Origin of the sequence: Pseudomonas helvetica (assembly GCF_039908645.1) — a bacterium.
Classification (GTDB): domain Bacteria; phylum Pseudomonadota; class Gammaproteobacteria; order Pseudomonadales; family Pseudomonadaceae; genus Aquipseudomonas; species Aquipseudomonas helvetica.
This window is the reverse complement of sequence record NZ_CP150917.1, coordinates 390,924-403,860: the sequence shown is the minus strand read 5'-3', so window position 1 is coordinate 403,860 and position 12,937 is coordinate 390,924. Positions and strand designations below refer to the sequence as shown.

Sequence of the window (12,937 nt, the reverse complement as noted above, 5' to 3'; positions counted from 1 at the left end):
TCGAGCCCGCTGTCGGAGTCGAAGATGAAAGATTGGCTGGACGAGATCAAATGGGACAGCGACGGCCTGGTGCCGGCGATCGCCCAGGACCATAAAACCGGGCGCGTGCTGATGATGGCCTGGATGAACCGCGAAGCGCTGGAACTGACCGCCGCCGAGAACCGCGCCATCTACTGGTCACGTTCGCGTGGCAAGCTGTGGCGCAAGGGCGAAGAGTCCGGGCATGTGCAAACCCTGCATGAGATGCGCCTGGACTGTGACGCCGACGTGATCATTCTGATGGTCGAGCAGATCGGCGACATCGCCTGTCATACCGGCCGCCAAAGCTGCTTCTACCGCGTCTATGAAAACGGCGACTGGAAAACCGTCGACCCGGTGCTCAAGGACCCGCACGCCATCTATTCGGACCACAAACATGACTGACACCCTGACCCGTCTGGCCCAAGTGCTGGAAGAGCGTAAAGGCGCTGCCGCCGACAGCTCCTATGTCGCCAGCCTTTACCACAAGGGCTTGAACAAGATTCTGGAAAAAGTCGGCGAAGAATCGGTCGAGACGATCATTGCCGCCAAAGACGCTGCCATCAGCGGAGATTGCAGTGATGTAATCTACGAAACCGCTGACCTGTGGTTCCATAGTATGGTCATGCTCGCCCAACTGGGGCAGCATCCGCAGGCTGTCCTCGATGAGCTGGACCGCCGCTTCGGCCTGTCCGGTCACGTCGAGAAAGCCTCGCGCCCGTCCGCCTGAATAACGATTAGAGAGGAGCAGCAACATGGGCATTTTTGACTGGAAACACTGGATCGTCATCCTGGTGGTTGTGGTACTGGTGTTCGGCACCAAGAAACTGAAAAACCTCGGCACCGACGTCGGTGAATCGATCAAGGGCTTTCGCAAAGCCATGAACGATGAAGAGAAGCCTGCCGAACCCGTCGTGCCGCCGACCACTGCACAGCCAACAGCGCCGGTGCAGCCACAGGCCTCGACACTGAACGAGCCGCACACCATCGACGTGCAGGCCCATAAAGTCGAAGAGCCGACCCGCAAAGACTCGTGAGCGCAGACTAATGTTCGGTATCAGCTTCTCTGAACTGCTGCTTGTCGGCCTCGTTGCCCTGCTGGTGCTGGGCCCCGAGCGTCTGCCGGGCGCTGCGCGCACCGCCGGCCTGTGGATCGGACGCCTGAAGCGCAGCTTTAACGCGATCAAACAGGAAGTTGAACGTGAAATCGGGGCCGACGAGATTCGCCGGCAACTGCACAACGAGCACATTCTGTCGCTGGAACAAGAGGCGCGCAAAATCCTCAATCCAGCCCAGCAGCCGACGCCAGTCGAGACGGTAGCCGAGCAGACGGTCCAGGCGCCTGCGCCTGCTGCCGAAACTGCAGCTGTCGCAACACGGGTCGAGCCGCCTCCAGCGGTCGTTGCCGCACCACCGACAGCCCCTGTTACTCCTGCGGCGGCAACTACTGCGCCGGCTCCCCACGACCCAACACTGCCGCCGCGAGCCCCATGAGCGATATTCCAGAGAACGACCAGCACATGCCGCTGGTTTCGCACCTCACCGAGTTGCGTACTCGCCTGCTGCGTTGCGTCGCGGCGATTTTCCTGATCTTTGCCGGGTTGTTTGCCTTCACCCAGCAGATCTACACCTTCGTCTCGATACCGCTACGCCAGTATTTGCCAGCCGGCGCGACGATGATTGCCACCGACGTGTCCTCGCCATTCCTGACGCCGTTGAAGCTGACCATGATGGTCTCGCTGTTCCTGGCGATCCCGGTGATCCTGCATCAGATCTGGGGCTTCATCGCGCCGGGCCTGTACAAGCATGAAAAGCGCATCGCGGTGCCGCTGCTGGTCTCCAGCATCCTGTTGTTCTACACCGGCATGGCGTTCGCCTACTTTCTGGTGTTCCCGCTGATCTTCAAATTCTTCGCCTCGGCCACTCCGGCGGGCGTGGAAATGATGACCGACATCACCAGTTACCTGGATTTCGTCATGACGCTGTTCTTCGCCTTCGGCGTGGCGTTCGAGATCCCGGTGGCCGTGGTGCTGCTCGTGTGGATCGGCGTGGTCGACGTCAAATACCTGAAGAAGATCCGCCCGTACGTGGTCATCGGCTGCTTCGTGGTCGGCATGATCCTGACCCCGCCGGACATCTTCTCGCAGACCCTGCTGGCCGTGCCGATGTGGCTGTTGTTCGAGATCGGCATAGTGTTTGGCAGCCTGGTCAGCAAACGCGAAAAACCGGCGGATGACCAGCCGGCGGACGATCACAACGACCAGCCGCCAGCGACTCAACCGTGAACCTGCTGCTCCTAGAAGAGGCCGACTTCATTGCGGCCGACCGGGTGATCCTGCGCGATCGCCGACTCACTCACATGCAGGAAGTCCACCGCTGTGAAGTCGGCGACAGCCTGCGGGTCGGGCGGATTGGCGGATTGATGGGCTCGGCCGAAGTGCTGCGCCTGGAAGCCACCGAAGCCGAACTGCGCGTCACCCTCGACCAGCCACCACCGGCCAAGCTGCCGCTGACCCTGCTGCTGGCCCTGCCACGGCCGAAGATGCTGCGCAGAGTGTTCCAGACGGTCGCCGCAATGGGTGTGCCGCGAATCGTGCTGGTGAACAGCTATCGGGTCGAGAAGAGCTTCTGGCAGACGCCGTTCCTCGAACCCGAGGCCATCCGTGAGCAACTGATCCTCGGTCTCGAACAGGCTCGCGACAGCGTGTTGCCCGAGATCGTTATCGAGAAACGCTTCAAGCCCTTCGTCGAAGACCGTCTGCCGGCCATTGCCGACGGCACCCTTGGGCTGGTCGGCCACCCCGGCCAGTACCCGCCCTGCCCTCGAGGGCTGGACGAACCGGTAACCCTGGCGATCGGCCCGGAAGGCGGCTGGATCCCCTACGAAGTCGACCTGCTGAGCAAGGCCGGCCTGCAACCGGTACAGCTCGGCGACCGCATCCTGCGGGTCGAAACCGCCGTCACCGCCCTGCTTTCGCGCCTTTTCTAACACAGCCCTGTGGCGAGGGAGCTTGCTCCCGCTTGGGCGCGAAGCGGCCATCGCTTTTTTCGAGCAAGAACGCATCCACCGACTTTACGACTGCTTTGCAGCCGAACGGGAGCAAGCTCCCTCGCCACAAGTGACTGCCGACCCAGACATTGCGGCGGCCTACAGATCTCCATCTTCCGGCCGATAGTCTCTCTATAAATCCAATTAACGTGGTCGTAGGGAGTCCGCAGCATGTACCGATGGTTAGCCGAACACCTGGGAAATGTGAGCGTCAATCGCAAGCTTGGCATCGGCTTTGGCCTGGTGTTGCTCCTGACCCTGCTGATCACTGTGGATGGCTGGACGGGCATGAGCGGCATCATCAGTCGCGGCGACAAGCTCGGGTATATTTCCAGCCTCAATGAGCTGACCAAAGACCTGCGTATTGCTCGCCTGGACTATGAAATGCGTCGCGGTGAACAAGGCCCCGCCGCTGTCAGCGAGTTGCTGGACAAGCTCGACTCAGGCCTGCAAGGCGCCCTCAAGATGATCGAGCAGCCGGCCGACGTGGCGATGCTCAATCAGCAGATTGAAGCCGTCAGCAAGTACAAGCACGCCTTTACCGACATGACCCAGGCTACCGCCAACCGCGAAGCGGCCCGCGCCAAACTCGGTGCCAGCGCCGACAATGCCGTGGCCCACGTGGCGGAAGTCGAAGCCGCCCTGCTGCAAGGAGACAGTGTCGCCCGGTTCAACAGCGTCATCGAGCTGAGCAAGTTGATCCAGCAGGCACGCTTCCAGGTGCGCGGCTACACCTACAGCGGCAAGGTCGAGGCTGAGCAACCGGCGCTGGACGCCATCGACAACGCCTTGAAGTACCTCAAGACCCTGCCGGAAAAACTCCCGGAACAGCACACCGCCAACCTGCAACAAGCCACCGACATGTTGATCGCCTACCGCGCAGCCGTCAGCCAATACCGCGATTCCCAGGTGGCCAGCGCCACCGCCCTCAAGGACATGGCCCAGCAAGGCGACCTGCTGTTCGAGCTGAGCAAGAAACTCACCACCGCCCAAACCGTCGTGCGTGATAGCGATGCCACCGCAGCCAAAAACACCTTGCTGCTGGTGACCGCGCTGGCACTGGCATTCGGTCTGCTCGCTGCCTGGGCAATCACCCGGCAGATCATCATCCCGTTGAACCAGACTCTTAAAGTTGCTGAACAGGTGGCTGCCGGCGACTTGACTCACAACCTCGTTTCCCAGCGACGCGATGAACTCGGCCAGTTGCAACGCGCGATGCAGAGCATGACCGTCGGCCTGCGCGAACTGATCGGCGGCATCAGCGAAGGCGTGACACAGATCGCCAGCGCCGCCGAAGAACTTTCAGCCGTGACCGAGCAGACCAGCGCCGGGGTCAACAACCAGAAAATTGAAACCGACCAGGTGGCCACCGCCATGAACGAAATGGCCGCCACCGTACAGGAAGTCGCACGCAACGCCGAGGAAGCATCGGAAGCCGCCGTCGCCGCTGACCAGCAGGCCCGCGAAGGCGACAAGGTGGTCGGCGAAGCCATCGCCCAGATCGAACGCCTGGCCACCGAAGTCGGCAACTCCACTGAAGCCATGGGGCATCTCAAGCGTGAGAGCGACAAGATCGGCAGCGTGCTGGATGTGATCAAGTCCGTGGCCCAACAAACCAACCTGCTGGCCCTCAACGCGGCCATCGAGGCTGCACGGGCCGGTGAGGCCGGACGTGGTTTTGCCGTGGTTGCCGACGAAGTGCGCAGCCTGGCGCAACGCACCCAGAAGTCCACCGAAGAGATCGAAGAGCTGATTGTCGGCCTGCAAAGCGGTACTCAACAGGTCGCCAGCATCATGGACAACAGCCGCAGCCTGACCGACAGCAGTGTTGAACTGACCCGCCGCGCTGGCGGTTCGCTGTCCAACATCACTCGCACTGTCTCGGCAATTCAGGCGATGAACCAGCAGATCGCCGCAGCCGCCGAACAACAGAGCGCCGTGGCCGAGGAAATCAACCGCAGCGTGCTGAACGTGCGCGACGTTTCCGACCAGACCTCGGCCGCCAGCGAAGAGACCGCGGCCTCCAGCGTCGAGCTGGCGCGGTTGGGCACCCATTTGCAGATGCTGGTGGGCAAGTTCAGGGTTTGAGGTGATGCAGATACCTCGGTTCGCTTGGGACCGAGGCGATGCCATCGCGGGCAAGCCTTGCTCCTACGAACCCATGTTTGCCGCAAGATTCGGGCACAACATAAATCTGTAGGAGCAAGGCTTGCCCGCGATAGCGGTCTGACAGGCGCTGAAGTTATAAAACCTGCCGCAAAAACGCCTGTGCTCGCGGGTCCTTCGGCGCATCGAAGAACTCGGCCGGCGAGGCGTCTTCGAGCAATTTGCCGTGATCGAAGAACAGCACCCGATCCGCGACTTCCCGCGCAAAGCCCATTTCGTGGGTCACGCAGACCATGGTCATGCCTTCCACGGCCAGAGTCTTCATCACGTCCAGCACTTCGCCGACCATTTCCGGGTCCAGCGCCGACGTTGGCTCATCGAACAACATCACCTTAGGCTCCATGGCCAGCGCCCGGGCAATCGCTACGCGCTGTTGCTGACCGCCGGAGAGGCGTGACGGAAACTCGTGGGCCTTCTGCGCGATGCCAACTTTTTCCAGCAGTGCCAGAGCCTTGGCCTCGCGCTCCTGCTTGCCGCGCTTGCGCACGACTTTCTGCGCCAGGCAGAGGTTTTCCAGCACGGTCATGTGCGGGAACAGGTTGAAGTGCTGGAACACCATCCCGACTTCACGGCGGTAAGCGTTGACATCGGTTTTCGGGTCCGCCAGTTGCAGACCGTCGATGCTCACCGAGCCCGAGTCGAATGCTTCCAAGCCATTCAGGCAGCGCAGAAAGGTCGACTTGCCGGAACCCGACGGCCCAATCACCACCAACACTTCGCCCTTGGCCACTCGAGTGGTGACGTTGTCCACCGCACGGACCACTTGGCCGCGGGTGTCGAAGACTTTTACCAGATCGCGGACTTCAATCACTTTGCGCGAGCCTCCGCTCAAGCCGGCTGGCGATTTTCGACAGCGGCAGGTTGATCAACAGGTACAGACCCGCCACGCAGAACAGGATTTCGAACGGCGAGAACGAGGTGGTGATGACTTCACGGCCACTCTTGAGCAACTCGGTGATGGCGATCACCGACACCAGCGAGGTGTCCTTGACCAGACTGATGAATTGCCCGGCCAACGGTGGCAGCACGCGTTTGAACGCTTGCGGCAACACCACGTGGCGCATCGACTGGCCAGCGCTCAAACCCAGCGAACGGGCGGCTTCGTTCTGCCCACGGGCAATCGATTGCACGCCAGAACGAATGATCTCGGCCACATAGGCACCGGTGAACAGCGAGAGTGCGGCGATCCCGGCAAATTCGCGGGACAGATTCAGCACCGTACCAATGAAGAAGTAGAAGATGAATATCTGCACCAGCAGCGGCGTACCGCGCACCAGCTCGATGTAGACGGTCGACAGATCACGCAGGGTCGGGTTATTCGACAGCCGACAGAGACCGGTCGCCAGGCCGATCAACAGCCCGAGCACGCCCGACACCAGCGACAACCACAACGTTGTCCACAGGCCCCACAACAGCGGTCCTGCCGCCCAATGCCGGGTCACGCCGACCACATCGCCTTCCGCCACGTCGTCGCCACGGGCCACTTGCAGGCTGTTGTCATCAACGCTCAGCAGCTGTTCGACCCCGGCGTCATTGCGCAGGGTCACTTCGGCCTTATTGCCAGTGCGCACCAGCTCGCTGACAGTGGAAATATCAGCGGCACGCTGGGTTTCTTCAGCCTGATAGGCGAAATACTGCGGCACGCGGTTCCAGCGCCATTCGTAAGACATCAGCGAGGTGGCGTAATACAACGCACCAGCCATGCCGATCAGCACCAGCACGGTCAACACGTGCCAGGGCCATTGGGCTTTTTTCTGTTTCATTTGTCAGCAAATCCATATCGATCAGGGCGCGCGCTCCCCCCTGTGGCGAGGGAGCTTGCTCCCGTTGGGGTGCGAAGCAGCCCTGAAATCAGCCACCGCGCATCTTCGGGTAAAACGTGTAAAGCGGTTTACGGCTGCTGCGCCCGAGCGCGGACCGGCCGGCGGGAGCAAGCTCCCTCGCCACAAAGGTCAGGCGTTATTCCATGTCCTTGAGCCAGGCGGAGTCTTTGAACCACTTGTCATGGATGCGATCGTAGGTGCCGTCTTCGTGGATCTGGTGCAGGAAGTTGTTGATGAAGTTGATGCTGTCGTAGTCACCCTTCTTCAGACCGAAGGCCAGCGGCTCGTAGGTGAACGGCTTGTCGAGGAACACCAGTTTGCCGTTGCCGACCTTGTTCACTGCCACGACGTTGTAAGGCGCATCGTAGATGAAGGCGTCAGCCTTGCCGTTGACCACGTCGAGCACGGCTTCCTGCTCGTTGTCGTAACCGTGGTACTTGGCTTTCGAGATCAGCTTCTTCGCGACCATTTCCCCGGTGGTGCCAAGCTTGGAGGTGATGCGGTAGTCCGCGGTGTTCAGGTCTTTGTAGGAGGTGATGGTGCCTTCCAGCTCCTTGCGGATCAGCAATGTCTGGCCGACCACGATGAACGGTTCGCTGAAATTCAGGCGCAGGTTGCGTTCCTGGGTCAGGGTCATGCCACTGCCGATCATGTCGAACTTGTCGGTCATCAGGGCCGGGATGATCCCGTCGTAGCCGGTGGAGACCATCTCCAGCTTGACGCCCATGGCCTTGGCCATGGCTTTGAGGATGTCGACTTCGAAGCCGATGATCTCGCCACGCTTGTTGGTCATTTCAAACGGCATGTAGGTCGGGTCCATGCCGACTTTCAGCGTGCCACGCTTGACTGCGTCGTCGATGGCGCCGGCGTGCGCCGCGTTGACGGCAACCAGTGCCGTGACGCCGAGCAGCAGCCTCGAGAGATACTTCTTCATCATCAACTCCCCTAACCCATAGTGTTGTCAGGCGCGCAAAAAGCCGATTTTCTTTTTAAAACCGACAGTTACGGACAGAAAGTTGTCCGGGCGCACCAAAGAGGGGAGCGATGCTAACGCACTCGTCCGTTTGCACAAGGGGGCAGAAGGGGATTTGTTGTTTGCTGATCACTCACGCAAAAAAAAAGCCCCGCTCGGTAGCGGGGCTTTTTCATCAGGCCGGTTGTGCCTGTGTGCTCAGTGGTTTGAGCGGCAACAACGGTGCGTGAGGATCGGCTTTCACCGACGCTCGCCAGGCATCCAGCCACTCGGCGTGACTGTCGCTCCAGACCTGCTCATGCAGGCGACCCAGTGCTACAGGGTCGCTCAGCAGTTGCAGACGCTCATGGTTGTTCAACCCGGCAGGGCCGGCTTTCAGCGCATGACGAACCCGTTCGATACGCAGCCACTCAATCGGCTCGGCCTGACCGTGACGCGAAGTCGCCAGCGCGCACGCCAGGGCATTCTGCTGCGGATCGACCACGGCGCGGATGAAGCCGTCGTTCAGTGCGTGCCAACGGTTTTCGTGGGTGTACTGATCGGTTGCCAGCAAGGCCTGCGGCGGTGCGTATTCCTCAGGGATCAGGAACAGGCTTTCGTCGCGGGACTTGAGGCCCAGCTTCACGCGGCTGGAGATCACCGACACCGGGATCGACAGCATCAACGAACCGACGATCGGTACCAGCCACCAGAGGAAGCTCGGGTTCAGCCAGACCACCAGCAAAGCCCAGAAAAAGCCCAGCAAGGTTTGCGGACCATGGCGGCGTACCGCTTCGCTCCACGGTGTCGAGTCGTCGTCACGTTGTGGCGAGTTCCAGGTCGCTGCCCAACCGAGGAACGCGGCGAGTACGAAACGGGTGTGGAAGATCATCCGCACCGGCGCCAGCAGCATGGAGAACAGCATCTCCAGCAGCATCGACAGGGTCACCTTGAACTTGCCACCGAACTCTTTCGCGCCCTTGGCCCAGATCAGGATGATGCTCAGCAACTTCGGCAGGAACAGCAGCACGATGGTCGTCGAGAACAGCGCAACGGCCTTGTCCGGGTGCCATTGTGGCCACAGCGGATACAACTGTCGTGGCTCCATGAAGTACTGCGGCTCCATCAGCGTGTTGACCGCCAGCAGCGCCGTCGACAACACCAGGAAGAAGAACCACAGCGGTGCCGACAGGTAAGACATCACGCCGGTCAGGAACACCGCGCGGTGCACCGGGTGCATGCCCTTGACCAGGAACAGCCGGAAGTTCATCAGGTTGCCGTGGCACCAGCGACGGTCACGCTTGAGCTCGTCGAGCAGGTTCGGCGGCAGTTCTTCGTAGCTGCCAGGCAGGTCGTAGGCAATCCACACGCCCCAGCCGGCTCGGCGCATCAGCGCCGCTTCAACGAAGTCGTGGGAAAGGATCGCCCCCGCAAATGCGCCTTTACCGGGCAACGGCGCCAGGGCGCAGTGCTCGATGAACGGCTTCATGCGGATGATCGCGTTGTGGCCCCAGTAGTGGGATTCGCCCAACTGCCAGAAGTGCAGGCCGGCGGTAAACAGCGGACCGTAGACCCGTGTGGCGAACTGCTGCATGCGCGCATACAGCGTGTCCATGCCCGAGGCACGTGGCGCGGTCTGAATGATCCCGGCATCCGGCGTAGCTTCCATCAAGCGCACCAGACTGGTCAGGCATTCGCCACTCATCACGCTGTCGGCGTCGAGTACGACCATGTACTTGTAATCACTGCCCCAACGACGGCAGAAGTCGTCGAGGTTGCCGCTCTTGCGTTTCACCCGACGGCGACGACGGCGATAGAAGATCTTGCCAAAGCCCTTGGCTTCGCGGCAGACGTCCAGCCAGGCTTGCTGCTCGGCAACGCAGATATCGGTGTCGTTACTGTCACTGAGGACAAAGAAGTCGAAGCGATCCAGGTCACCGGTGGCTGCGACCGACTCGAAGGTCGCGCGTAAACCGGCGAACACTCGCGGTACGTCTTCGTTGCAAATCGGCATCACCAATGCAGTGCGAGCGTCCTTGGGAATCGGCTCGTTGCCGGCGCTGGCGCCGGAAATGCGGTATTTGTCGTGCCCGGTGAGCAACTCGAGGAAGCCCATCAGTGCGGTCCAGAAACCGGCCGACACCCAGCAGAACAGAATCCCGAACAGAATCAGGATGCTGGTTTGCAAGGCATAGGGCAGCACTTGCGTGGCGGTCTGGAGCAGCGGTTGGTGCAGAACTTCGTTGAGGTCGACGAACGACCAGCCCTGGTACGGCATGATGCCTTTCATGTACCAGCCCGCGACGATGGTCTGGCCCAACATCAACACCAGCAGAATGTAGCGGCGGATCGAACCGACGGTGCGCCAGCGAGCCGCCGGCAGCACGCGCTCATCCTTCGGCGGTGCCGGAGGATTGGTGCGACCGGTCAGGCGACGCCAGCCACGCACCAGGATATTGGTACGCCATGGCTCGGGCACGACCTTGGTCCGACGAATCGGCGGGGTTGCCTTCAGGCACACCCGACCGCTGGCGTCGAGCGCCAACATCTCGGCCTCCTCCAGCTCCTCGGCGGAGTTGAGGGTCAGCCGGCGACCGACCGAAGCCTGGTTCGCTTCGCCCGGTGCGTCGAAGGTCTTCGACGACAGGCGCTCATGCAGTTCGCTGAAAGATGTGCAACCCGCAAGTTCTGCGCGCTGCTCATCGGTCATTGGCAGGTGCGCCAGATACTCGTTGAGAGTTTCTGGCTGTACTTGGGAATTACTCATCGGCTGGCAACTGGTAGCTCCAGGTCTCGGTCAGCACTTGTTCAGTCTTGGCTGCATCCGGGGCAGGAGGTGTGGCAGGGGCTGCTTCGGCAGCGGCAGGCTGCTTGGCGTCTTTGTCTTTCGCGTCCTTGGATTCCTTTTCTTTCTTCTCGAGTTGCTTGGCGGCGATCTTGTCGGCCTTGGCAATGGAAGAATTGGCGTATGGCACCGAGGCCTTGGCCGGCTCAGGGGAGGCGATGTCCTTGACCAGCGCAGCACGCATTTCGGTGGATTTGCCTGGGTCCTTGATCTTCATGCGCAGGGTCAAACGCCAGCCCTGGGTTTCAGGGTTGTAGCGCACGCTGTTCTCGACCACTTCGGCGTTGTCGCCAACGCTGACCTGACTGTGAACCGGTGCATCTTCCGGCAGTGCCTTGAGGGACGGGCCGGTGAAGTCCACCAGGTAGGCAACGCTGCCATCTGGCTGACGAATCAGGTTGGACTGTTTCACGTCACCGGTGGAACGCAGGGTCTGTTGAACCCAGGCGCTGTCTGCCGAATGCAGGGCTGCTTCGTCGATGGTCCAGTGCAGACGGTAGGCGAAGTCCAGCGGCTGACCAGGCTCAGGCAGTTTTTCCGGGCTCCAGAAGGCAACGATGTTGTCGTTGGTTTCGTCGGCAGTCGGGATCTCTACGAGGTCGACGGTGCCTTTGCCCCAGTCGCCCTGTGGCTCGATCCAGGCGCTTGGACGCTTGTCGTAGCGGTCATCGAGGTCTTCGTAGTGGCTGAAGTCACGACCACGTTGCAGCAGGCCGAAACCACGCGGGTTCTCAACCGAAAAGTTGCTGACAGCCAGGTGTTTCGGGTTGTTCAACGGGCGCCAGATCCACTCGCCATTACCGGCATGGATCGACAGGCCGCTGGAGTCGTGCAGTTCGCGACGGTAGTTGAGCACTTTCGACGGCTGGTTGGCGCCGAACAGGAACATGCTGGTCAGTGGCGCGATGCCCAGTTTGCTGACCTTGTCACGCAGGAACATCTGCGCCTTGACGTCGACAATGGTGTCGCTGCCTGGACGCAGGGTCAGGCGGTAGGCGCCGGTGGCACGCGGCGAGTCCAGCAGAGCGTAGATCACCAGGTGCTTGTCGGTCGGCTTGGGTTGCTCGATCCAGAACTCGGTAAAGCGCGGAAACTCTTCACCGGACGGCAACGCAGTGTCGATCGCCAGGCCACGGGCGGACAGGCCATAGGTGTGGCCTTTGCCGACGACGCGGAAGTAACTCGCGCCGAGCATGGTCATGATTTCGTCTTGCTTGTCGGCCTTGTTGATCGGGTACAGCACGCGGAAGCCGGCATAACCCAGCTTTTCGGTGGATTTAGGATCGAACTTCACGTCGCCGAAATCGAAACGACTTGGGTCGTACTTGATCTCTTCAACGTTGTTGGCGGTGATTTCGTTGATCTTCACCGGCGTGTCGAAGTGCATACCCTGGTGATAGAACGACAGCTTGAACGGGGTTTTCTGGTCGGCCCATTCGGCTTTTTCGGTCAGGAAACGAATTTTCTGATAATCCGCGAATTTCATCTCACGGAATTCGTTCGGCAGATTGCTGCGCGGAGCTTCGTATTTCTGCCCGGCCAGCTCTTTTGCCTTGGCCGACACATCATCCAGATTGAATGCCCAAAGCTGGCCAGCGCTGAGCAGGCAAAGCAAAGCAGAGCCCGTCACCAGTGCGTTTCGTAACCGTTTGGCAGACAATTTTGGTGCATTACAGGGACTAACAATCACGAGCAACCCTCGCCGAAAACAGATCAAAAAACCAACGGCCAGACTAGGCGGTCTGTGTGGTCGGTTTTGTGAGCTTACTTCGGCGTCAGGTAACCAGATACTGCGTTGCTGCTTCTCGCCATAGCGGGCTATGACTCGTCGCAGCGCCTTGTTTCTGGCTACCTGACATCCGAAATAATGCTCACAAAACCAACCGTACAGACCACTCATGCCAGGTTGGCGAGCATTGTTCCGACTCCGATGGGGCTAAATGATTCCCCAAACGGTTGCGGACAAGTCTCTACCTAAGTCAAAAATGGGCCAACGAACGCTGATCCCCGTAGCGCGGGATTATCTAGTAGGCCGCGTTACAACGCATCAGGGGTAACAAAGTATTTATCGCGAAAAACCCCTG

Annotated in this window: 12 protein-coding genes; 7 read left to right on the top strand and 5 right to left on the bottom strand. The window is 60.5% G+C overall.

Annotation, left to right across the window (positions count from 1 at the left end):
- Positions 1-24 precede the first annotated feature (24 nt).
- From hisI to AABM55_RS01775, 7 genes are all read left to right on the top strand, one after another.
- Positions 25-423 carry a phosphoribosyl-AMP cyclohydrolase gene (gene hisI, locus AABM55_RS01805; RefSeq protein WP_054595207.1) on the top strand — a complete coding sequence of 133 codons (399 nt, stop codon included), beginning with the start codon at positions 25-27 and terminating at the stop codon, positions 421-423.
- Positions 416-748, top strand: coding sequence for a phosphoribosyl-ATP diphosphatase (locus AABM55_RS01800; RefSeq protein WP_018929162.1), 333 nt, complete (start codon positions 416-418; stop codon positions 746-748). The genes hisI and AABM55_RS01800 overlap by 8 nt, the downstream gene beginning before the upstream one ends.
- 25 nt (positions 749-773) lie before the next feature.
- Positions 774-1,055: a twin-arginine translocase TatA/TatE family subunit gene (locus tag AABM55_RS01795; protein ID WP_054595206.1), complete on the top strand. Its 282-nt coding sequence runs from the start codon at positions 774-776 to the stop codon at positions 1,053-1,055.
- Between the two features lie 10 nt (positions 1,056-1,065).
- The gene (tatB, locus tag AABM55_RS01790; RefSeq protein ID WP_347928665.1) at positions 1,066-1,512 is read left to right on the top strand and encodes a Sec-independent protein translocase protein TatB; all 447 of its coding nucleotides are present in this window, start codon (positions 1,066-1,068) and stop codon (positions 1,510-1,512) included.
- Positions 1,509-2,303: a twin-arginine translocase subunit TatC gene (gene tatC, locus AABM55_RS01785; protein ID WP_054595204.1), complete on the top strand. Its 795-nt coding sequence runs from the start codon at positions 1,509-1,511 to the stop codon at positions 2,301-2,303. The genes tatB and tatC overlap by 4 nt, the downstream gene beginning before the upstream one ends.
- Positions 2,300-3,007, top strand: coding sequence for a 16S rRNA (uracil(1498)-N(3))-methyltransferase (locus tag AABM55_RS01780; protein WP_054595203.1), 708 nt, complete (start codon positions 2,300-2,302; stop codon positions 3,005-3,007). Before tatC ends, AABM55_RS01780 begins: the two co-directional genes overlap by 4 nt.
- A 231-nt stretch (positions 3,008-3,238) precedes the next feature.
- Positions 3,239-5,155 carry a methyl-accepting chemotaxis protein gene (locus AABM55_RS01775; protein ID WP_347928664.1) on the top strand — a complete coding sequence of 639 codons (1,917 nt, stop codon included), beginning with the start codon at positions 3,239-3,241 and terminating at the stop codon, positions 5,153-5,155.
- A 154-nt stretch (positions 5,156-5,309) separates the two neighbouring features.
- On the opposite strand, the gene AABM55_RS01770 is transcribed toward AABM55_RS01775, so the two are convergent.
- The 5 genes from AABM55_RS01770 to AABM55_RS01750 all read right to left on the bottom strand — a co-directional run bounded on the left by AABM55_RS01770 (position 5,310) and on the right by AABM55_RS01750 (position 12,543).
- Entirely contained in the window at positions 5,310-6,044 is a 735-nt protein-coding gene (locus AABM55_RS01770; RefSeq protein ID WP_054595201.1) for an amino acid ABC transporter ATP-binding protein, read from the bottom strand.
- On the bottom strand, positions 6,037-6,996 hold the full coding sequence (locus AABM55_RS01765) for an amino acid ABC transporter permease (RefSeq protein WP_103317078.1): 960 nt from the start codon (positions 6,994-6,996) through the stop codon (positions 6,037-6,039). Before AABM55_RS01765 ends, AABM55_RS01770 begins: the two co-directional genes overlap by 8 nt.
- Positions 6,997-7,192: 196 nt before the next feature.
- Positions 7,193-7,990 (bottom strand): transporter substrate-binding domain-containing protein, encoded by a 798-nt coding sequence (locus AABM55_RS01760; RefSeq protein WP_054595199.1) that lies wholly within the window; start codon positions 7,988-7,990, stop codon positions 7,193-7,195.
- A 214-nt stretch (positions 7,991-8,204) separates the two neighbouring features.
- Complete coding sequence (mdoH, locus tag AABM55_RS01755) at positions 8,205-10,775, bottom strand: glucans biosynthesis glucosyltransferase MdoH (RefSeq protein ID WP_054595198.1); 2,571 nt, start codon at positions 10,773-10,775, stop codon at positions 8,205-8,207.
- Complete coding sequence (locus AABM55_RS01750; protein ID WP_347928663.1) at positions 10,768-12,543, bottom strand: glucan biosynthesis protein G; 1,776 nt, start codon at positions 12,541-12,543, stop codon at positions 10,768-10,770. Before AABM55_RS01750 ends, mdoH begins: the two co-directional genes overlap by 8 nt.
- Between the last annotated feature and the right edge of the window lie 394 nt (positions 12,544-12,937).